Raw genomic sequence first — 23,038 nt, forward strand, 5'->3', positions numbered from 1 at the left:
TTATGTTTAACACACTAATTATAGGAGGCGGAGCCGCAGGTTTATCTTGTGCATTGGTTTTAGGCTCTGCAAAAAACAAATCTTTTGCACAAAATAAACGCGTTGGTATTTTTGCGCACCAAAAAACATCGCATTTACAAACCGCTTTATTTAATAATGTTTTGGGGCTAGCTCCTGGAACTACTGGCGCTTCTATTTTAGAAACAGGCAAACAACAATTAGCTGAACTTTACCCGCATATTGAACAAATTGATAAAGAAAAAGTTATAGAAATCTGTAAAACTGAAGAAGGATTTGATGTTACAACCAACAAAAACACATATAAAACTGAAATTGTAGTAGTTGCTGTTGGATACACCAATTTAATGCGTATTAAAGGTTTAGAAAGTTATATTGCACCACACCCACGCTCACCAATTGAGAAAGAGCGTATTTGGCTAAAAAACAATAATCATTTAATTGAAGAAAACCTATATGTTGCAGGTTCACTTGCCGGATGGCGTAGCCAATTTGCCATGGCTACTGGTAGTGGTGCACATGTAGCTACAGATATTTTAACACTTTGGAATGACGGTAAACACACCAAAGTACATGATAAGGTTAGTGTATAATTAAGGTGCTGTTTCGCTTAACTTAATAACCTCTTCAATCATTATATCTGTTTTATTAATAACTTCTTCAAAAGCGCCATTACCATATAATTGTTCGGCTAATGATGCTTTTAAATATTGCTTTACCTCATCATGATACGCTACAAAGGTTATTTTTGACCGTGTTTGAGTATTTACGTAATCTTGAAATTTTATAACCATATCGTCATCTACTTCAAAACTTTCAATAAAATCTTTTCTTGAAATACCGTCATACGCATTACGATCTAAATCTAGCTGCCTAAAAATAAAGTTATCAAAAAACTGATATTGTTCTATATATTGTAATGTTTCATTATGCAAGGTATTATCTATAGGTACAAAAACATCAGGAATTATACCTCCACCGCCATACACTATTTTGCCTTTTGGTGTTTTAAATTTTAAAGAATCGGCTACTTCAATTTTAGTAGGATCTAAGAGTTCGCCACTATCTAATCTTTCAGAATATTCATCATAATAATCTTTATGACCAATGGTTTTATAAGGCCTTTGAATAGATCTGCCTGTTGGTGTATAGTAACGAGACACCGTTAAACGTACAGCGCTACCATCACCCAAATCCATTTCGCGTTGCACTAAGCCTTTGCCGTAACTTCTCCTTCCTACAATAACACCTTTATCGTTATCTTGAAGTGCACCAGCCACAATTTCGCTAGCCGATGCTGAGTTTTCATCTATGAGCACATATACCTTTCCGTTTTCAAAACTACCACGTTTGGTAGCATAACTTTCTTCTATATGGCCTCTTTTATCTTTGGTGAATAAAATGAGTTTATTTTTACCCAAAAACTCATCAACCATTTGTTCTGCTATGGTTAAAAATCCGCCGGGGTTTCCTCGTAAATCTAGGGCTATTTCTGTAGCGCCACTATCTATAAGTTTTTCAAGTGCTTTTTTAAATTCTTTATACGTTGACTCTGCAAACCTGTTAACTTTTATGTAGCCCAATTTATTAGTAAGCATGTATGATGCATCAACACTTTTTATGGGTATTACACCACGTTTTACGGTGAAATTTAAAAGTTTTGGTGCACCTTTTCTGTATATTGTTAAATCTACCTTTGAATTTATAGGGCCTTTAAGTGTTTTTATAATTTCGGTATCTAAAATTTTATCGCCAAAAAGTGAATCGCCATTAGCCATCAAAATTCTATCGCCTCCTCTAATACCCGCTTTTTCACTTGGGCCACCTTCAATAGCTCTAATAACTGTAATAGTGTCTCGGTAGGTGTAAAAACTAACGCCAATACCTACAAAATCACCTTTCATGTTTTCGGTAACGCGTTCTAAATCTTCTTTTGGAATGTAAACAGAGTGCGGATCTAAATTATCTAAAATACCATTAACGGTAACATCAACAATACTATCTGTGTTAATATCATCTACATAATCGTATTCAATATAATCTATTAGCCTGTTTAACTTTTCTTTTTTACTGTTGGTTGAAAATAACTTATCTGGCGAATCACTAAAATTTAGTTTACCGCCAATAAAAATACCTGCGGCTGTGGCTACACCTAATAAAAGTGGCAAATATTTTTTTTTGTAAGGCATTAGGCTGTTATATCTTCAATTAATTTAAGTTCTACACCTGCTTTTTTTAGAAACTTTAGGCCAGAATCATCCTTATATTTTGTGTGATAAACCACCCTAACAATACCGGCCTGATGAATGAGCTTACTACACTCTTTGCATGGTGATAATGTTATATACAATGTAGCACCTTTACAAGATTGTGTTGATGCTGCTACTTTTAAAATAGCGTTGGCTTCGGCATGTAAAACGTACCATTTTGTATAATTTTCTTCATCTTCGCAACAATTTTCAAAACCAGATGGTGTTCCGTTATAGCCGTCAGAAATTATCATTCTGTCTTTAACTATTAGGGCGCCTACTTGTTTGCGTTTGCAATAAGATAACTTCCCCCACTCTTTAGCAATTCTTAAATATGCCTTATCGTACTTTAATTGTTTTTGTTCTGGCATTAATATGTTTATTAAAGTATGTGTTTATTACGTTTTTGTTTTTATAACGTAAACACATTAAGTATAACGAATATACTTGCTATGTATTTTAAATACAATGCTTGTTAGTTAAAGTTTTATAAAATACTACAGGTTTTGTGGTATTTACGTAAAAAGTACTTTAAAAAGTTGTGTTATTAGGCTAAAAAATCACTTTCTAAAATCATTGGTATAACCAAACCAACTACAATAGCCGAAATTACCATAACCCAATCTCTTTTTGAAAAGCGAAAGATTGTTTGCACAATGTAGCCCAAAAATAACACTATAAAAACTATAATTAACTGCGCAATTTCTATACCTAAAGCAAACTCTAGTAACATTATTAATTTATTATCTGAATCGCCTAACAAAATTTGAAACTCTCTAGCAAAACCTAAACCATGAATTAAACCAAAAGATAGTGTAGATATAAACAAAACACCAATTTTTTCTTTTTGCGCATTTTTACCGGCTGTAAACACATTAAATATTGCTACCACAAAAATGGTTACCGGTATTAAAAATTCAACTATTTCTGCATTAATTCTAACAACACCGTATGATGCTAATACCAATGATAATGTATGCCCTAAAGTAAATGTAGACACCAAAAGCAAAACGCGCTTCCAGTTTTTAAAAAGATACGGTACAGTTAATGCAATTAAAAATAAAACATGGTCATAGGCATTAATATCTAATACATGATTTATTCCGTATTCAACATTAAACCAAAAATTTTCCATCATAATAATTAAGCTTTTAGGGTAGCGCCCAAAGATACAATTAACTTATAATTTTTATTAATTAAATTAAAAAATAAACTATTAGTATATATTTGCGTTATACTAATAAAACAAGCTTTATGAACAAATTAGTAATTAGTGCTTTATGCATATTTTTCACAATGTTTTCATGCAAAAAAAACGCTGAAGACACTACCAAAAACACTGAAAACCAAAACCATAAAGTAACAGAAAAAGATATTACTAAAATTAAATATGCCGATTATTTACTTGATGAAAAAGCCCAAGTTTTTGTGGCAGAATGGACAGAGTATACACAATTAAAAGAAGTAATTGTTAATTTAAAAAAAGCCGATTTATCGTTTTTCTTAGAAAACAAAGAAGTTGTAAACAACACCTTAACAGATTTAAAGAAAAACATACCTAAACCATTAAACGCCGCCTCAATTACGGCAAGAATAAATGCTTTTGAAACCAAGTTTTTAAAACTAGAAAGTTTATATAATTTACAATCTACCTCTAAAACAGAACTTTTAGCTGTTATTAAAGATGTTTTTATTGCTTTTTCAAACTTAAACCTTCAAATAAATAAAAAAATAGAGTTTGATAATCAAGACATTATAAAACCATAATAATTGGTAAATCCATTTTAAAAATAGGCGTATGTGTAGTACGCCTATTTTTTTGCTCTCATTTTATTAAAAAAATGTTAATATATTTATTGTTTAAGCCAAAAAAACAAGTATTAGCATTAAATTGTAAGCTTAAAACTTTTTTAACAAAAAATATGAAACAATCTTGCAATAAGTGCGTCTCATAAAAAAACTTAAAACATAGTTCTTTAAAAATGAAAACTAACTCAAAACTAATACCCGTTTATGGTTTGGCCATATTGTTGGGTGTAGCATCTTGTAAAAATGATGCAAAAAAAGAAACTGCACAGGCAGAAACCACACCAGGAATTAATATAGAATTCATGGATACATCTGTTAAACCAAGTGACGATTTTTTTAGATACGTAAACGGAAAATGGCTTGACAACAATGAAATTCCTGACGATCGTACCCGCTGGGGAAGCTTTGATGAATTAAGAAAAAACACCAATGACGATGCTCTTGCTATTTTAAGAGCTGCCATGGCCGATGATAAAGATCTTAATAAAATAAACGTCGTTCCTGGTTCAGACCAAGAAAAAGCTGTTATGCTTTTTCAAACCATTATGGATACTATTAACAGAAACAAACAAGGTTTAGAGCCTATAAAACCTTATTTAGCAAAAGTTAACGCCATTAAAAACATTCAAGATTTACAAAATTATTTAGTTGAAATGGAACCTCTTGGTGGTGGTGGCTTTTTTGGTTTTGGTGTATCACCTCACACTAAAAATAGTAATATTAATGCGGGCTACCTTGGCACTGGTGGTTTAGGTTTACCAGATAGAGATTACTACGTAAAGGATGATGAAGACTCAAAAGAAAAAAGAGCGCAATATGTAGCTTATATAACAAAAATGCTTCAGTTTTTAGGTAATGACGAAGCTACTGCAAATGCTGAAGCTGAAAAAATTCTAGCTTTTGAAACGCGTTTGGCTGAACCTAGAATGGACAAAGTAGACCGAAGAGATGCTCGCAAACGCTACAACCCAAGGTCTATTGCAGATTTACAAAAAATGGTACCTGCAATAAACTGGAAAAACTACTTCACTGGTATTGGCGTTACCCAAATTGATACCGTTATTGTTACCGAAGTGAAATACATGAATGCTTTACAAAACATTTTTGCCGAAAATAATGTAGACAATTGGAAATCATACCTACGCTGGAATTTATTTAACGATGCTGCCGGTTCTTTAAGTACAGATTTAGAAACGGCATCTTGGGAATTTTACAGCAAAACCTTAAGAGGTGCAAAAAAGCAACAGCCACGTGATGAAGATGCATTACAAACCCTTAACGGTACTATTGGCGAGGCTTTAGGAAAACTTTATGTTGATGAAAAATTTCCGCCAGAAGCTAAAGTAAAAGCAGAAAAAATGATTGCCAACGTTATTAAAGCCTATGAAAATAGAATTAATAACCTAGATTGGATGAGCCCTGAAACTAAAGAAAAAGCTGTTGAAAAACTATTGGCTTTAAAAATAAAAATAGCATATCCTGATACTTGGAGAGATTACTCTGAGCTAGAAATAAGTGGTGTAGAAGAAGGCGGATCATTCTTCCAAAACATGCTTAATGCAAGTAAATGGTCGCACAATTCAAACCTAAAAGATTTAGGACAACCTGTTGATAAAAGCCGCTGGTTTATGGCACCACAAGTGGTAAACGCATATTTTAATCCGGCGTTTAATGAAATTGTGTTCCCTGCTGCTATTTTACAACCGCCTTTTTACAACTACCAAGCTGATGATGCAGTAAATTACGGTGGAATTGGTGCTGTTATTGGTCATGAAATTTCACATTGTTTTGATGATTCTGGAGCACGTTATGATAAAGATGGTAACTTAAACAACTGGTGGACAGACGAAGATTTAAAACAATTTGAAACGTTAGGCAAAAACCTTGCAGACCAATATAGCGCTATTGAAGTTTTACCTGAAACTAACATAAACGGTCCGTTTACTTTAGGCGAAAACATTGGTGATTTAGGTGGTGTAGTTGCTGCTTATGATGCTTTACAACTAAGTATAGAAGAAAACGGAAGACCTGAAAACATTGATGGTTTTACACCAGAACAACGTTTCTTTATGTCTTGGGGAACCATTTGGAGAACCAAAATGAGAGATGATGCGCTTAAAAATCAAATTAAAACCGATCCGCATTCACCAGGTATGACAAGAGCGGTTCAACCACTTTTAAACGTTGATGCTTTTTATACTGCTTTTGATATCAAAGAAGGCGACAAATTATACATAAAGCCAGAAAACCGCGTTAAAATTTGGTAACAACCAATGGCTTATAAATCAAAAAAAAATCGGCATTAAATAATGCCGATTTTTTTTTAGTTTTTATCTTCTGATGTTTGTGTTTGATTGTTTAACACTTGCTTTTGCCTTAGCAATTCATTTTTAGTAATATTAATCATATTGAAGTTTGGCGCTTCTTTTAAAGCTTCATCTAAAACATCTACAGCTGCATCTATATTACTTTTTGGGTCTTTTGAAAAAATGTTCAAAGCATTTAAATATTTAAAGGCCGATTTTAAAGGTACTTCATAAGGTGTTTGCCTTTCAAAAAACGCCTTTTTTAAATCTTTTGAATTTGCTAAACCATAAATGATATGTTTTTCAGCTTCAGCATTATTTCTAACCTGAATATTTAATTCAGCTAATTCATAAGCTATTAAAGGATTTTCGTTTCTATTAAACATTTCTTCAAAAAAAGTAATAGCTAATTTGGGTTGTTTAAGTGCTTTAAGCGCCAAAGCTTTTACTTGAATAGCAATATCAGAATCGTTAGCATTTTTTTCAAACCCTATAGTGTTTAAAGCTTGTGTATTCATACCTTGGTCCATGTAAATATAAGCCAACGTATCTTTTCTTGCCTGCGATGGTGCTAATACATTTAAATGCGTCATGGCATTAATTACACCTTGTATATCACCTTGTTTTTTCATTGCCTTGTAATAAGCTTCATAATGTGCTAACATAGCTTCATTATTTTGCGCTTGCATTACAAAACCACTTATTGCTACTAGCAATACTAAAATTTGCTTCATCTTTTTAAAATTTTAAGGCCTAAAGCTAAAAAAATAAACATTTATTAGCTTAAAAAGTATCTTATTTATTTTAATAAACTTTCATTATACAAAACCAAAAACCCTAATATAAAGCGTTTTATAAGTTGCTAGTATTAGGAAAACTAAAAAATAATTTCTACATTTAGTAAGACTAAATTTAAATATTATGGGTATAAAAAGTTTTCAAGGAGCCAGAAGGCAACAAGGTAATGCAACAGAAAATAAACCTTTAAAGGTGAGTGATTACATGACACGCAATTTGATTACGTTTACCCCAAACCAAACCATTGAAAGTGTTATGGAAGCCTTAATTAAAAATCGTATTTCGGGTGGACCAGTGGTTAATGAAAATAATGAACTAATTGGTGTTATTTCTGAAGGTGATTGTATTAAGCAAATTAGCGAAAGCCGTTATTACAACTTGCCAATGCAAGATAAAACCATTGAAAAACATATGGCTAAAAATATTGAAACTATTGATGGTAATATGAATATTTTTGACGCCGCTAATAAATTTTTAAATGCCAAACGTAGACGCTTTCCTATTATTGAAAATGGTAAATTAGTTGGGCAAATTAGCCAAAAAGATGTTTTAAAAGCTGCCATGGAATTAAAAGGGCAAAACTGGTGGAAATAAGCATTAAGCGTGCTTATTTTTTTGGGCTTCGGGCAAATCTGTAATTATTAATTTTTGTGTATTGGTACTTTCTAAAGCTGCAATTTTAGAGTAGCTATAACCCTCAATGGGTTGTGGCAATGTTTTCCATTTTGCAACACCTGCTACTACAATAGTTTCGCCAACTTCTAAAATCCTTTCAGAATAACGTAGTGTTTTATTTAAACCGAAAAAGTTTTGGCTATCAATATCAAAATCTGACAAAAGTTTTTTAAACTCTGGCGTTGGTTCTTTAAAAAATCCTGAAGACACTCGTTTATCTTTCACCAAATAACTAATATAGTTTTTTGGTTGGTTTGTAGGTTTTACCATAACAACTTCACCGCGTTCTTCAATAAAAAAATCTTGAATATCTTGTTTTTCAACAAGTGTTTTCCATCTAGAATGTTTGCCTGTGCTAATTTTCTGTTCTATTTTAAACTCAAAAGCTACACATTTTCGTTTACTAAAAGGCATAACATAAGGCTCATGACTTTGTAAAACTTTGCCCATTATTTTTATGGGTGTATTGGTTTTAAACTGTGCTATATTTTTAAATTGAAACTTAGCTAATTGCCGTAATAGCACCTTTTTTTTACTATAGTAAATAAATAAAAAAACTATTGTAATAAAAACAGCAATAAATAAAACAGGTATAAATAGTTGCATAATTAAACTTACATTATTGCCTTATTAGTATGTATTTATTACGGTGTGTTACATTTTATTTTTCTCTGGTAACTAGAGCGTAGTAGTCTCCATCTATAGGTAAATACCCTTGATTGTATACAAAATAATAAACAGTTCCGGCTTTTGTGGTATAAATACTTGTAAAAAAATTAAAATCGAAACCATTTTCTATAAGCTTAGATCTAGACACTTTTGTTTTTCCGTTAGGGTTTAACATTTCTAAAACTCTGTAGTTTTTTCTAAGCCTATTATTGGTGTTTCGAATAAGGTTTTTATTGTCTTTATTTATTTTATTGTTGTAAGCATTACGGCAACCATCACTACAAAATTTCTTATCTATTCTGCCAACAATTTTGCTTCCACACTCTAAGCATTGTCTTTCCATAAAGTTTATATTTAAGAAACATTTATTACGGCATTAAGCCCAAATGCTTTCTAGTGTGTATGAGCTTCCTTCATAAACCCAATGCTCGCCAGTTAAAAATCTGTAATTTTTATCTAAAGCCGCTATTTTATCCATATCGCTTTGCGATAATTCAACAGCTTGGGCTTCAAAATTTTCTACAATTCGTTTTGGATTTACAGATTTTGGTATAACCGAAGTACCTCTATGTAACGCCCAACTTATTAATATTTGACCTGCCGATGCGTTTTTAGCCTTAGCAATGTTTAAAATTACTGGGTCTTTTAAAAGAACAGGCTCATCTTCAGCTTTAAATTTAGCAGCTCTATCACCCGAACCTAATGGCGCATAAGCCGTAACATGAATACCGTGTTTTTTACAAAACGCTAGCATATCATTTTGTTGATAATAAGGGTGACATTCAATTTGGTTCATTGCTGGTTTAATTTTAGCACTTTCTAATAACTGCTTTAATGCCTTGGGACCAAAATTTGAAACACCAATATGCTTTGTTAAACCTTTAGATACAGCTTCTTCCATACCTTGCCAAGTAAGTTCGTTAGGTAATTCTTCTAACGGAATAAAATCTTCAACTTTACTTACAAAAGGCACCTCTTTTTTTTGTGCTATTGGCCAATGTATTAGGTATAAATCTAAATATTCTAATTGTAAATCATTTAATGTTTTATTAATAGCTTCAATAACATCATCTTTTGCATGCATGTTGCTCCATAGTTTTGATGTTACCCAAAGCTCATTTCTAGTAACAATGCCTTCGTTTATAACTTCTTTTAAGGCTTTACCAACTTCTGCTTCGTTTCCATATGCAGCTGCACAATCTATGTGTCTGTAACCATTTTTTATAGCGGTTTTTACAGCATTATATACTTCGCCTTCGGCAGATTTCCATGTTCCTAATCCAAAAGCTGGCATTTCGTGGTTGTTACTAAATTGTAGTGTTTTCATAGGGTGTTTAGTGGTTTTTACTTTGAAAAATGCATAATAATTTAATACATTACTTATAGTAAGTGGTTTAAATTACTTTCAAAATAAAGAAAATGATTTGATGTTTTATATTTATTTTTTGTTAAAAATCTGTAACATGCCCCCAATTTTCGCCTGTTTTAATACGGTATAGTTGCATTTCAGAAATACCAAATTGTTTTGCAATTAACCGTAATCTTGTTTTCCTATTAGGATCAAAAATTTTACGTTTAATCATTTTTACTTTGCCTTCTGACAGTTTTGAATATGGCGGGTTGTGTTTCTTTTTTTCTTTAGAAGCAATTACATTAGGGTTTTTTAAGTTATGCTGCACCAGTTCACTTCGTGTAACCCAAGCTAAATTATCAACATGGTTATTAGTTTTATCATAATCTTTATGAATCACAAAAGGTTTATTTTCTGGGTTTTCAATAAAAAGTTCGGCCACAACACGGTGCACGTATTGCAAATCATTTTTTTTATTTTTTTTAACGGCTGTAAAAGCTTCATAGCCATTAGCAACTGTTGAAAACTTAAAAAATTCACCTTTAGATTTCATTTTAAATCTAATAACTCTACCAAAGTTTGATACTTGGTACATTTCGTTTTCTTTCCAAATAGGGCGCTTAAGTGTTTCCCACGCTTCTTTTTTTACGTTTAACATATGGTTGTTTTTGAGAGAGATTGCTATTATGTTGTAAATATAACAAATTAAATATTAATCATTTTTAAACGACTACAAACGTTTACAAACGATTTTAAACAAGTAAATACCGAATAACGTTTGCTTTCTGTGTGACATTTGCCATGTCGAAACATTAGAACTCGATAGTATTAACTGTTTAACATTTAAAAATAAAATTATGAACGCACTTAGAAACAAAGTACAGTTGATTGGTAGATTAGGGCAAGACCCAGAAATTATTAACTTTAATGATGGCAACAAAATGGCAAAATTTACCCTTGCCACAGATGATAGTTACAAAGACAAAAACGGTAACAAAGTAGAACGCGCCCAATGGCACAACGTTGTTGTAAAAGGTGGCTTAGTTAGTGTAGTTGAAAGCTACATAACTAAAGGAAAAGAAATAGCCGTAGAGGGTAAACTTACTAATAGAACTTATGAAACAAAAGATGGCGAAAAACGCTATATAACCGAAATACTTTGCAATGAATTACTCATGCTTAGTAAATAACCTTTTTTTGCTCACAAATAATTGGCCACTATTTTAGTGGCCTTTTTTAATTAAAAAAACACGATGAAATGCATAAATAATCTTCAAAATGCATTTTTTAACATTATTTTATTACTATTAAGCCCATAGTTAAGTATGTTTGATTTCTAATAGCCCCTTAGTAATGAAATATACACTCTCAATTTTAATTTGCTTTATAAGCATTACATTATTCTCTCAGGTACCTATTTACAACGTACAAGAAAACGAAAATACCAACCTTTTTGAATATGCTGAATATGTTAATGTTGGAAAAACAAACTATAACATTCATACTATTTTAAACACTACTAATTTAAAATACCAAAGGCTAGAAAATGCTAACCATAGCGTAGGTTTTACAAACGATAATTATTGGGTAAACTTCAAACTAAAGAACACCAATAACCAAGCAAAAACATTTTATTTAGAAACCGCAAGACCTATAACAGATGTTGTTAATCTTTATAAAATTGATAAAAACAATATAGAATTATTTAAAAACGGTGATAAAATTCCGTTTACTCAAAAAGATGTAAAACATCACGCTACAGTTTTTAAACTAGTATTACCACCAAACCAAGTTCAAAATATTTATATCCATTTAAAAAGTGATGGTGAAACTATAAACTTACCTTTAAACCTATACTCTGAAACAGAATTTTTATTAGTTAACTACAAACAACAACTATTTTTTGGTTTATTTTACGGACTCCTTTTTTTAGCCGGAATTATCTACTTGTTTTTTTTCACTAGTTTAAAAGAAAAATCATTTTTATATTATGGTATTTATGTGTTTTCAATTGGTTTAATGCAAGCCGCTTTAGATGGTTTTATACATGAATACTTTTTAGTAAATGGCGGCTACTTTAATAGCAGAACTGTTTTAATAACGGCATTATCATCTAACTTTTTTTTACTTAAATATTGTGAGCACTTTTTAAACATTCACACAAAACTACATTCGTTTAAAAAAGCTTTTAATATTATTTATGGTATTATAGGTATTTCATTTTTAATGTTATTTATAAATGCTGAAACGCTTAAAATTGCTTACCCATTAAGCAACATAAATGGTTTGTTTAGTTTACTACTTATTCTTACAACCATATTTACCATGCAATTTAAGCGTATTAAAATAGACCCGTTTTTCTCAGTTGGGATTTTATTTTTAGTTATTGGCTTACTTGGTTTTGTAATGAATAATTTAAGTTTATTACCTAACAATTTTATTACGCTAAACAGTGCAAAATTTGGGTCTGGTTTTGAAGTTATATTTCTATCGTTGTCAATGACAAATCTTATAAAAAAATTAAGGCTAGAAAAAGAAAAATCGCAAGAAGAAGCCTTAAAAAAATCTGAAGAAATAAGCCAGTTAAAAACCTATTTCATGTCTAACATGAGTCATGAGTTACGCACACCAATAAATGCCATTATGGGCATTGCCGAAAGCGAACTAGAAACCCAACAAAATAACAACAACCGCAAACCTTTTGAAATTATAAAAAATGCATCACTTAGCTTACTTAGTAATGTAAATGATATTATTGATTTTGAAAAAATTGAAACCAATAAGCTAGAGTTAAATTCAACTAGTTTTAACCCTACAATTAAACTCAATCAAATTAGTAATAATTGGAAAGCTGAAGCCTTAAAAAAAGGGTTAAAATATACGTTTGAAATGGATTCTGAAATACCTTCAAGTGTTTACGCAGACCCTGATAGGTTTATTCAAATAATAAACAACGTGCTTAGTAATGCTGTTAAATTTACAAAAGAAGGCAATATTTACTTCAAAGTAAAATGCTTAAAGCAACCAAATGATATGTGCCGTTTTTCATTTCAAATATCTGATACAGGTATAGGAATAGACCCTAAAGATAAAGACCGCGTTTTTGATAGCTTTAACCAAATGAAACTTAACCATAAAAGAGCTTTTGGCGGTATTGGTTTAGGCTTAACCATAGCAAAACATATTATTGAACTTTTTAACGGCTCTCTTAAAATTGACAGCGAGCCTAATAAAGGTACAACCGTTTTTATAGATTTAAATTTAAAAAGCTTTAACCAAATTGAAACTACTGTAACTAATAATACTAATAACGATAATCCTGTACATATTTTAGTAGTTGAAGACAATAAAATGAACCAAATGGTTATGCGAAAAATTTTAAGCGGTTTTTCAAATACAACCTTTGCTATTGTAAACAACGGGCAAGAAGCTTTAGACACACTTAAGCAACATGTTTATGACCTTGTTTTAATGGATTTACAAATGCCCGTTATGGATGGTTATGAAGCCACTGAAATTATTAGAAACGGAAGTGAAAACGGCATTAAAAATAACATACCAATAATTGCTGTTACTGCCGATGCTATGCAAGAAACCAAAACCAAAGTTTTAAATTTAGGTATGAATGACTACCTTACTAAACCAGTAAACAAGCAACTTTTGTTAGAAAAAATAAATCAGCATAAGCATATTAACTCTGAGATAGACACTAACAACCCCGATTTAAAAATTGCTTAAAAAAAACGTGTTTTAAACATTATCTTTATTAAAATAACCACCCTTATTTTCTTTACGCTCTAAAGATTGCGTAATAATAAGATGCGCCACATTAACCATGTTTCTTAACTCACAAAGTGAAGGCGTAATTTTAGACTCGCGATACAAATCTTCAACTTCATTGTAAATTACATCTAAATGTTTAATAGCTCTTTTTAAACGTTTATTGCTTCTAACAATACCAACATAATTACGCATTAAAGCTTGTAAACTTTTTAAATTGTGTTTAATTAAAACGTGCTCTTCGGGTATTACAGTGCCTTCATCATTCCATGCAGGAATTATAACATTATGCGCTGGGTATTCTTTTTTTGTATGATGTTTGTAAATATTGTGCGCATACACTAAAGCCTCTAATAGTGAATTTGACGCTAACCTATTGGCCCCGTGCAAACCTGTTCTAGAACATTCGCCGCAGGCAAATAAATTATCTATTGTAGTTTTGCCTTTTTTATTAACTTTTATGCCACCACATAAGTAGTGTGAAGCTGGCACTACCGGAATCCAATCTTTTTCAACATCAATATGAAGTGATAAACATTTGTTATATATGGTTGGAAAATGTTTTTTAAAACCATCAATATCAAGATGTGTACAATCTAAATACACATGGTTATCACCAGATTTTTTTAATTCGGCATCAATACTTTGTGAAACAATATCACGCGATGCCAATTCTGCACGCTCATCATAATCTGGCATAAAACGGTAGCCTTTACCATTACGCAAATACGCGCCAAAGCCTCTAACCGCTTCAGAAATTAAAAAAGCCGATTCGCCTTTTTCCTGATACAATGCTGTTGGATGAAACTGCACAAACTCCATATCTTTAATACGAGCTTTGGCTCTGTAGGCCATGGCAATACCATCTCCAGTGGCTATAACTGGGTTTGTAGTGTGGCCGTAAACACAACCCATACCGCCCGAAGCCAACAATGTTGCATTAGCTTTTATGGTGAAAATTTCGCCCGTTTTTTGGTTAAAAATATAAGCGCCGTAACAAGTTAACTCATTTGTATTACCTGCTTTTACATGATGATTTGTAACCAAATCTAAAGCAAAATGATGTGGCAATAACGTAATATTTGGTAGTTGATGTACCCTTTTTATAAGTGTACGTTCAATTTCGGCACCGGTTAAGTCTTTATGATGTACAATTCTATATTCAGAGTGGCCACCTTCCTTTCCTAAATCTAAATTTCCAGAGGCATCTTCATCAAAATTAGCACCCCACTCAATAAGTTCTTTTAAGCGTTTTGGTCCTTCTTTAACAACTAACTCAACTACCTCTTTTTTACATAAACCATCACCCGCAATAAGCGTATCTTTTATGTGTTTTTTAAACGAATCTTCTTCTTTATTAAGCACCACAGCCATACCACCTTGGGCATATTTTGTGTTAGATTCGTCTTCACTATCTTTAGTTATTATAACAACATTTCTATCAGGAAATGTTTCGGCTATTTTAACTGAAAATGTTAAACCCGCAATGCCCGAACCAATAACTAAATAATGCGTTTCTAGCATGGTTTATTTTGAAAGTTCTAACATACGTTCAATAGGTAATAATGCGCGAGACCTTAATGGCTCTAGCACTTCAATGGCTGGTGTTTCGTGTAATAAACACTTATAAAGTTTTTCCATGGTATTCATTTTCATGAAATGGCACTCACTACACGCACAGGTATTATCTTCAACAGCTGGTGCCGGAATTAACTCTGTGTTTGGCATTTCTAACTGCATTTTATGTAAAATACCAGCCTCTGTAGCTACAATAAACTTATCATTTTGGTTTTCTTTTACATAATTTATCATACCTGAAGTTGAGCCAATGTAGGTGGCTGTATTTAGAATATGTTCTTCAGATTCTGGGTGAGCAATAATTTTATAATCTGGGTGTTTTTTATGCAATTCAATTAACTTATCCATTGAAAAGGCTTCGTGTACCACACAGCTACCATCCCAAAGTAACATATCTCTACCTGTTTCTTTCATAATATAACGCCCTAAATTTTTATCGGGTGCAAAAATTATGGGTGTTTCTTTAGGCACGGAATTTACAATTTTAAGCGCGTTTGATGATGTACAAACAATATCACTTAGTGCTTTTATTTCTGCTGAACAGTTTATGTAAGTTATTACAATATGATCTGGATGTTTTTCTTTAAACGCTTTAAATGACTCTGGCGGACAAGAATCTGCCAATGAGCAACCTGCGTTTAAATCTGGCAAGACTACTTTTTTTGTTGGGTTTATAATTTTTGCAGTTTCAGCCATAAAATGCACGCCTGCAAAAACAATAATATCGGCATTGGTTTGTGCTGCTTGTTGTGATAAACCTAAACTATCACCCACATAATCTGCAATATCTTGTATAGCACCTTCTTGGTAATAATGTGCTAAAATAACGGCATTCTTTTCTTTTCTTAACTGGTTTATCTCTTTTACAAAATCCATTTCTTGAATAAATAAGTATTGTTAAAATTAGCGTTTTTACACGTTAATTTGAAACTAGACTACAAATATCCTAATTATAATTTTTATTGAATTACATTTTCACTAAAAAATAACAATCAATTAAATACAAACGGTGTTTAATTAAAAAATTAAATATTTGCCAAACAAATACTTGTATTATTTTTAAAATGGTGTTTTTTGTTGTAGTTGCTGTTGCAGTTTATTTAGTAAACATTCGTTTTTATCAAGCTCATTTAAGGCTTGTTGTTTTGTATCTTCAAATACGGTTTTTGCGCCATTAAACAACCTTTTGTAGTACGTAATACCATTATTTAAATTGTTTGTAAATGCCATAATGTAGTTAACTTCTTTTTTGTTCATATTACTTTTTACAGCATCTATTTTTTTCAAAATAAAATCTATATAAATATTAAGTTCTTTAATAAACATATTTGGTCTGTTTGCATCTGTTACCATATTGTCTCTGCCATAAATATGATCTGTAATATTTTTCAAACTCATTATTTTTGAATAGTAAGCCATATTTGGTCCTGGGCAAACAGAAACACCTTTTCCTTCAACTTTTGTGCTTAAATTATACGCTAACAAAGCCGATGTGCCCAACCCAACACAGGTACACGATTTTTGAGTTATACTATTAAATGCTTTCTTATAGGCATCAGTAGATAAATTTTGGGCATCAAGCGCCTTAAGTTTTAAATACTGATACTCTCTTGATGCTGTACAGATACCTTTTTCAGTAAACTCTTTATTGAGAGCCACAAACTTTTTTGGGCAAGAACTGCCGGGTCTTTGTTTTAAAATTAGCTTATTTTTTTCAATGTCTTTTGTATTATTTTTTAAACTATTGAATGGCACACCAAGTGGCGAAATATCACTTAAATACAAATCGTTTTCTTGGGCATTTGCCAATTTATTTAGCGTATCATTATCTACAGTGGTAGCTTCTGGCACCAATAAAAATGGGCTACCCCAACCTACAGAATCTAATTTATATTCGTTTAGTAAAAACGAATGTTCCCAATGTGTGCCAACACCACCTTGCGCAGAAATTGCTGTTTCCAATTGAGTTTTTGGCAGCGTTTTACCAGCTGTTTTTAACGCGCCAATTAACACCTCATGTATAGTGTTTGTTAGTGTTTCGCGTTTATCTTTAAATTCTTGTAAAACGGGCCCTAGCAAATAACCATCAGTTGCAAAGGCATGCCCTCCACAGTTTAAACCAGATTCTATTCTGTACTCAGAAACCCATAAGCCTTTTTTGGCAAGAAATTTACCTTGTACTAAAGCCGACCGATAATCACTTACTTTTAAAATTATTTTCTTTTTTATTTGGCCATTTTTATTAGGAAAAAAATCATCAAATTGCGCCATATATGCATACAACCTTGGGTTTAAACCTGCCGATAACACAACCGAAGATTCTAGTTTACTATTTGCAAAACCTCTTAAAGCAGCATGCGCATCATTATATTCTGTTGGTAATTGTTGCTTGTTAAATGTGTTTTCTTTATCAACTTTTGTCATTATATTTACATCAATACTTCCTTGTTTTAAATGTTTTGACAACCAATTTTTAATTTCAGAAACAGCAATACCACTTTTAAGTAATTTTGTAAATTCTTGTTTTAAAACCGCACCACATGGCAACATGCTTAAATGGGTTTTTATGTCTTCAACTTTATCTAAAGAATCATTTTTTAAAGCTGTGAATTTTTCATCAACTAAATAATTCATCAAATTCAGATATGAGGTAATACGTTTTGCTCTAAAATCTTTTACTTTATTGGTTATTTCAGTGTATTGCATTTCAAATTTTTCGCAGTACATTTTTCGAAGTTTTTCTAGCAAAATATCATCTACCAAAGAAATTACTGAGTTTATACCATAGTGTGCAACTTTTAATGGAGTATCAATAGTAAATGCTATACCCATAACTGGAATGTGAAATGAATGAGGTTGTCTCATAACTATAAAAATTGAATGATTTTTTAGATTATTTGAACTAAGAAAAAACGAAGATAAATTCAGTAATTACTACATAATATGATATTTATCATGCGTAATAACGCACACAGCTTAATACAACCACTAAAATTGCTTACAAAAAGTAAAAAGATATAAAGCGTTTCTTTAATTATTGATAATTTGTTCAACATTATGCCAAATTATTAATAAAACTTAATGCGGGTTAAGGGGCTTTCATAATCCTTTAGTATTTTTACTAACAAATAATTATTAATTATTCATAAAACTAAAGAATGTCTATTGAACCAAAATTAAAGCGATTTAATCATAACGTAATGTCAAAATACCAAATATACAACAGTATATTTATGACTTTACCTTTTGATTCTGTTACAAAAACTGGTGTATTACTTCCTCTTTTTCATGAAACTTGCGAAAAAGGTTTTGCTAAAGGTGATGACCCAACAACTATTGTTGAAACATTCTTTAAAAAATACCAAGCAAGACGCACCGAGGAAAGTCAAATAAACCTACTATTCCGTTTTATTCAGTACATTGAAAGGCAAGTAGTACTATTTGACGCCATTGAAGATGCCGCATTTCCTATTGTAAACAATATGGATGGTGTTGGTACTTTAAGAAACCTTAAAGGCAATGCCAGATCTGAAGGTAAACTTGAAGAATTAAAACAATTTCTTGAAGAATTTAAAGTACGTATAGTGCTAACAGCACACCCAACGCAGTTTTATCCAGGCTCTGTTTTAGGTATTATTACAAACCTTACCGAGGCTATTAAAAACAACGACTTAACTGAAATTAACAACCTGTTTGGGCAGTTAGGTAAAACGCCATTTTTTAAACATAAAAAACCAACCCCTTACCAAGAAGCTAAAAGCCTAATTTGGTATTTAGAAAACGTTTTTTATAAAACATTTGGCGATATATATAACTACATACAATCTAATATTTATGATGATGGTAAAAAACATAACGACATTATAAATATTGGTTTCTGGCCAGGTGGTGACCGCGATGGAAACCCTTTTGTAAAACCAGAAACAACACTTAAAGTTGCCAAAAAGCTTAAAAAAGCAATTCTTAAAAAATACTATCAAGATTTAAGAGATTTACGTAAAAAACTAACATTTAGAGGTGTTGAAGACAGAATTATACGTTTAGAAACTATAATGTATGATTACAGCATAAACTTAAAATCTAAAAAAGCCATTAGCGTTAAAGAACTAAAGGCAGAACTTTTAAGCATTAGAGATGTAATTGTAAACGAACACCAATCATTATACGTTACCGAAATTAACAACCTTATAAACCGTGTTCATTTATTTGAATACAGGTTTGCATCATTAGATATTAGGCAAGATAGTAGAATACACCACAGTGTATTTACTACCGTTATTGATAGTTTAATTGCTACAGGAACATCATCATTTCCAGAAAATTATCACACTTTATCTGAAGCTGAGCAAATTGAAATACTATCAAAAGCTACCGATGATGTTGGCGATTTAGATGCTTTTGAAGATGAAATGGTTAGAAATACATTAAAAACCATTGCCATTATTAAAGACATTCAAAAAGCAAACGGCGAACGTGGAGCCAACCGTTACATTATAAGCAACAACCAAACAGCCCTTAACGTAATGCAACTTTTTGCCATGTTAAGAATGGTATCTTTTAAAGATGATTTAACGGTTGATGTAGCGCCATTATTTGAAACTATTCCAGATTTAGAAAATGCACCAAGCGTAATGGAGCAACTTTATACAAACCCGGAATATAGAGCGCATTTAAAAGCCAGAGGCAACAAACAACATATTATGTTAGGTTTCTCTGATGGTACTAAAGATGGTGGTTACCTTATGGCCAACTGGGGTATTTATAAAGCCAAAGAATTACTAACTGAAATGTCTAGAAAATACGATGTTACTGTTATTTTCTTTGACGGACGTGGTGGACCACCAGCTCGTGGCGGCGGAAAAACACATAATTTCTATTCATCATTAGGGCCTACAATTGAAGATAAAGAAGTACAAATAACTATTCAAGGGCAAACAGTAAGCTCTAACTTTGGTACAAACCATTCTTCACAATACAACTTAGAACAATTAATAAGTTCTGGTATTAAAAATAGGATTGATGGTGAAAAGAATCGCTTATCTGATGAAGATAGAGCTGTTATGACAGACTTAGCAGAAACAAGCTATCAAACCTATAAAGATTTTAAAAGCCACCCAATGTTTATACCATATTTAGAGCGCATGAGTACTTTAAAATACTATGCTAAAACTAATATTGGTAGTAGGCCATCAAAACGTGGTACATCTGATAAATTAGTATTCTCAGATCTTAGAGCTATACCTTTTGTTGGTTCTTGGAGCCAATTAAAACAAAATGTACCAGGTTTTTATGGCGTTGGTACTGCACTAAAAGCTTATGAAGACAATGGCGAGTGGCAAAAAGTTGAACAACTTTATAACAATTCAAAATTCTTTAAAACACTTTTAGAAAATAGTATGATGTCTTTAACCAAATCATTCTTTGATTTAACCAAGTATATGGCTAAAGACGAAGAGTTTGGTGCATTTTGGAATATTATTTTTGAAGAATATCAAATTACCAAAAGACTGTTATTAAAGCTTACTGGTTACAGTGAACTTATGGAGAATGAACCATCAGGCAAAGCTTCTATTGAAGTTAGAGAATCTATTGTTTTACCTCTTTTAACTATACAACAGTACGCACTTAAAAAAGTACAAGAGTTAGAAAAAGCTGGGGTAGCAAATGATAATCCTGAGAAGCTAATTTTTGAAAAAATAGTTACACGCTCTCTATTTGGTAATATTAATGCTAGTAGAAATTCAGCTTAATAAAACAACGTAATATTTTTAAAAAACAAAAAAGCCTTCAAGAAATTGAAGGCTTTTTTTATGTTCTAAATTAAGGAAAAAACTAAAAGTTACAACAACTTTAAACCGGTTACAATTTATAACAAAAAACACATTAAACTTATATTTTAAAATGTTTTTTTATCTTGAAAAGTTAAAATATTGAACCAAAAGGAAATTAGCTTACAATTAAAGCAAAAAGGGGTAATTATAGTTTCAATTTAACACAATATTATTACAAAAAACAAGCCCCAAACTTTCGCTTGGGGCTATAAATACCTCTAAGTTAGGGTTAATTTAAAAGTATTAATACCTTAAATAAAAAAAGAGGCTCTTAAAAATACAAAAATAAGAACCTCTTTTTACTAACTATATAATAATCTAAATTTTATTAGTGTTCATTCATTCTAAAATCGGCATAAGCATCCATACCATGCTCATGAGCATCTAAGCCTTCTAGCTCTTCTTTTTCAGAAACTCTAATACCAACTGTTTTCTTCATAATAAAGAAAATTAAGAAAGCAGACGGTATACAAATAGCTGCGTATGATAACACACCAACTAATTGACTAATAAACTGATCTACACCAGCTAACACACCAAATAAACCAACCGCTAAAGTACCCCAAATACCACATACTAAATGTACAGCAATAGCACCTACAGGGTCATCTAATTTAATTTTATCTACAAAACTAACGGCAAATACAATTAAAGCACCAGCAATAGCACCTATAATTATAGCATCTTCAGGTGTCATTTGGTCTGCGCCAGCAGTAATACCAACTAAACCACCTAAAATACCATTTAAAAACATGGTTAAATCTAAGTTTTTATAACGTAAAAATGATACAAGAGCAGACACTACACCACCTGCAGCCGCAGCTAAACATGTAGTTACTAAGGTTAATGATGTTAACTCAGGATCTGCAGATAACACAGAACCACCATTAAAACCAAACCAACCTAACCAAAGTATTAATACACCGGCCGTAGCTAAAGGTATATTATGCCCAGGAATAGCTTGTGGTTTTCCTTGTTTATCAAACTTACCAATTCTAGCACCAAGTAACCAAACTGCCACTAAAGCAGCCCAACCACCTACAGAGTGTACTAAAGTAGAACCTGCAAAATCATAAAAAGGTGTTTCTCTCATATCTAAGAAACCACCACCCCATTTCCATGAACCAGCTATTGGATAAATTAAACCTACATATATAACAGTAAAAACCATAAATGGGCCAATTTTAATACGCTCTGCAACAGCACCAGATACTATTGTTGCCGCTGTAGCTGCAAACATACCTTGAAATAAAAAGTCTGTCCACCATGTGTAACCGCCATCGGCATATTCTGGAGTCATTCCGTTTTCTGGCGGCGCTATACCAAAACCAGGAAAGTCAAAAATTCCAGCAGAACCCTCGGCAAAACCAGGGTACATTAAGTTAAAACCTGCTATGTAGTATAACAGTAGCCCAACTGTAATGATAAAAATATTTTTAAATAAAATGTTAATAGTATTTTTTTGTCTTGTAAGTCCTATTTCTAAAAAAGCAAATCCTGTGTGCATAAAAAACACAAGTGCCGTACAAATCATCATCCATACGTTATTTGCTGTAAATAATCCTTCCATAATTCGTTTTCTTTAAGAGTTTTTAATTTAGTTGTTGTTATTTTAATGTGTCTCCACCTTTTTCGCCAGTTCGTATTCTGTAGCATTCTGAAACGTCAGACACGAAAATTTTTCCGTCTCCAACTTCACCAGTTGCAGCTGAGTTTAAAATGGCATTAATTGTAGTTTCTTCGAAATCATTATTTACAACTATAGATAAATATCTACGTTGAATATCACTAGTACTGTAAGACACACCGCGGTAAACGTGCCCTTCTTTTTCATTTCCCAGACCGGTTACGTCCCAGTAAGAAAAAAAGTTAACTCCAACATCGTGCAAAGCTTCTTTTACAGCACTGTACTTGGATTTTCTAATGATTGCTTCAATTTTTTTCATAATATTTAATTTTAATAATTTGTTTAAT

20 protein-coding genes are annotated in these 23,038 nt (G+C 31.8%); 7 read left to right on the forward strand and 13 right to left on the reverse strand.

The features are described 5' to 3' along the window. Nucleotides 1–2: 2 nt before the first annotated feature. Complete coding sequence (locus tag ACXAG4_RS04190; RefSeq protein ID WP_475294814.1) at nt 3–611, forward strand: FAD-dependent oxidoreductase; 609 nt, start codon at nt 3–5, stop codon at nt 609–611. Here ACXAG4_RS04190 and ACXAG4_RS04195 read toward each other — a convergent pair whose 3' ends face one another. The 3 genes from ACXAG4_RS04195 to ACXAG4_RS04205 all read right to left on the reverse strand — a co-directional run bounded on the left by ACXAG4_RS04195 (nt 612) and on the right by ACXAG4_RS04205 (nt 3,405). Beyond that, entirely contained in the window at nt 612–2,207 is a 1,596-nt protein-coding gene (locus ACXAG4_RS04195) for a S41 family peptidase (protein WP_475294815.1), read from the reverse strand. After that, the gene (locus tag ACXAG4_RS04200; protein ID WP_475294816.1) at nt 2,207–2,638 is read right to left on the reverse strand and encodes a deoxycytidylate deaminase; all 432 of its coding nucleotides are present in this window, start codon (nt 2,636–2,638) and stop codon (nt 2,207–2,209) included. Before ACXAG4_RS04200 ends, ACXAG4_RS04195 begins: the two co-directional genes overlap by 1 nt. A gap of 176 nt (nt 2,639–2,814) precedes the next feature. Continuing rightward, nucleotides 2,815–3,405: a HupE/UreJ family protein gene (locus ACXAG4_RS04205; protein WP_475294817.1), complete on the reverse strand. Its 591-nt coding sequence runs from the start codon at nt 3,403–3,405 to the stop codon at nt 2,815–2,817. Nucleotides 3,406–3,521: 116 nt separating this feature from the next. Between ACXAG4_RS04205 and ACXAG4_RS04210 the strand changes: the two genes are divergently transcribed. Continuing rightward, nucleotides 3,522–4,034, forward strand: coding sequence for a hypothetical protein (locus ACXAG4_RS04210; protein WP_475294818.1), 513 nt, complete (start codon nt 3,522–3,524; stop codon nt 4,032–4,034). A gap of 215 nt (nt 4,035–4,249) precedes the next feature. Beyond that, nucleotides 4,250–6,343, forward strand: a complete 2,094-nt coding sequence (locus ACXAG4_RS04215) for a M13 family metallopeptidase (protein WP_475294819.1) — start codon at nt 4,250–4,252, stop codon at nt 6,341–6,343. Nucleotides 6,344–6,399: 56 nt separating this feature from the next. On the opposite strand, the gene ACXAG4_RS04220 is transcribed toward ACXAG4_RS04215, so the two are convergent. Beyond that, nucleotides 6,400–7,116 carry a tetratricopeptide repeat protein gene (locus tag ACXAG4_RS04220; protein WP_475294820.1) on the reverse strand — a complete coding sequence of 239 codons (717 nt, stop codon included), beginning with the start codon at nt 7,114–7,116 and terminating at the stop codon, nt 6,400–6,402. Between the two features lie 187 nt (nt 7,117–7,303). Between ACXAG4_RS04220 and ACXAG4_RS04225 the strand changes: the two genes are divergently transcribed. Then, nucleotides 7,304–7,774, forward strand: coding sequence for a CBS domain-containing protein (locus tag ACXAG4_RS04225; protein ID WP_475294821.1), 471 nt, complete (start codon nt 7,304–7,306; stop codon nt 7,772–7,774). 3 nt (nt 7,775–7,777) lie between these two features. Here the strand turns inward: ACXAG4_RS04225 and ACXAG4_RS04230 are convergent, their stop codons facing one another. The 4 genes from ACXAG4_RS04230 to ACXAG4_RS04245 form a co-directional block, all read right to left on the reverse strand. Next, nucleotides 7,778–8,305: a GIDE domain-containing protein gene (locus tag ACXAG4_RS04230; protein WP_475294822.1), complete on the reverse strand. Its 528-nt coding sequence runs from the start codon at nt 8,303–8,305 to the stop codon at nt 7,778–7,780. 211 nt (nt 8,306–8,516) lie between these two features. Next, nucleotides 8,517–8,867, reverse strand: a complete 351-nt coding sequence (locus ACXAG4_RS04235) for a hypothetical protein (RefSeq protein WP_475294823.1) — start codon at nt 8,865–8,867, stop codon at nt 8,517–8,519. Nucleotides 8,868–8,900: 33 nt separating this feature from the next. Then, complete coding sequence (locus tag ACXAG4_RS04240; protein WP_475294824.1) at nt 8,901–9,851, reverse strand: aldo/keto reductase; 951 nt, start codon at nt 9,849–9,851, stop codon at nt 8,901–8,903. Nucleotides 9,852–9,972: 121 nt separating this feature from the next. Then, the gene (locus ACXAG4_RS04245) at nt 9,973–10,533 is read right to left on the reverse strand and encodes an HNH endonuclease (protein ID WP_475294825.1); all 561 of its coding nucleotides are present in this window, start codon (nt 10,531–10,533) and stop codon (nt 9,973–9,975) included. 199 nt (nt 10,534–10,732) lie between these two features. On the opposite strand from ACXAG4_RS04245, the gene ACXAG4_RS04250 reads away from it, so the two are divergent. Further along, nucleotides 10,733–11,065 carry a single-stranded DNA-binding protein gene (locus ACXAG4_RS04250; protein WP_475294826.1) on the forward strand — a complete coding sequence of 111 codons (333 nt, stop codon included), beginning with the start codon at nt 10,733–10,735 and terminating at the stop codon, nt 11,063–11,065. Between the two features lie 163 nt (nt 11,066–11,228). Continuing rightward, a complete protein-coding gene (locus ACXAG4_RS04255) occupies nt 11,229–13,613 on the forward strand; it encodes a hybrid sensor histidine kinase/response regulator (protein WP_475294827.1) in 2,385 nt (794 codons plus the stop codon). A 12-nt stretch (nt 13,614–13,625) separates the two neighbouring features. Here ACXAG4_RS04255 and nadB read toward each other — a convergent pair whose 3' ends face one another. The 3 genes from nadB to ACXAG4_RS04270 all read right to left on the reverse strand — a co-directional run bounded on the left by nadB (nt 13,626) and on the right by ACXAG4_RS04270 (nt 18,098). After that, on the reverse strand, nt 13,626–15,179 hold the full coding sequence (nadB, locus tag ACXAG4_RS04260) for an L-aspartate oxidase (protein ID WP_475294828.1): 1,554 nt from the start codon (nt 15,177–15,179) through the stop codon (nt 13,626–13,628). A gap of 3 nt (nt 15,180–15,182) precedes the next feature. Then, entirely contained in the window at nt 15,183–16,109 is a 927-nt protein-coding gene (gene nadA, locus ACXAG4_RS04265) for a quinolinate synthase NadA (RefSeq protein ID WP_475294829.1), read from the reverse strand. Between the two features lie 183 nt (nt 16,110–16,292). Beyond that, nucleotides 16,293–18,098, reverse strand: coding sequence for a hypothetical protein (locus ACXAG4_RS04270; protein WP_475294830.1), 1,806 nt, complete (start codon nt 18,096–18,098; stop codon nt 16,293–16,295). Between the two features lie 293 nt (nt 18,099–18,391). On the opposite strand from ACXAG4_RS04270, the gene ACXAG4_RS04275 reads away from it, so the two are divergent. Continuing rightward, nucleotides 18,392–20,983 carry a phosphoenolpyruvate carboxylase gene (locus tag ACXAG4_RS04275; protein ID WP_475294831.1) on the forward strand — a complete coding sequence of 864 codons (2,592 nt, stop codon included), beginning with the start codon at nt 18,392–18,394 and terminating at the stop codon, nt 20,981–20,983. Between the two features lie 409 nt (nt 20,984–21,392). Here the strand turns inward: ACXAG4_RS04275 and ACXAG4_RS04280 are convergent, their stop codons facing one another. Continuing rightward, on the reverse strand, nt 21,393–22,634 hold the full coding sequence (locus ACXAG4_RS04280) for an ammonium transporter (protein WP_475294832.1): 1,242 nt from the start codon (nt 22,632–22,634) through the stop codon (nt 21,393–21,395). A gap of 37 nt (nt 22,635–22,671) precedes the next feature. Further along, nucleotides 22,672–23,010: a P-II family nitrogen regulator gene (locus ACXAG4_RS04285; RefSeq protein ID WP_475294833.1), complete on the reverse strand. Its 339-nt coding sequence runs from the start codon at nt 23,008–23,010 to the stop codon at nt 22,672–22,674. Nucleotides 23,011–23,038 lie beyond the last annotated feature (28 nt).

It is taken from the genome of Seonamhaeicola sp. ABD4_175, from assembly GCF_056160885.1.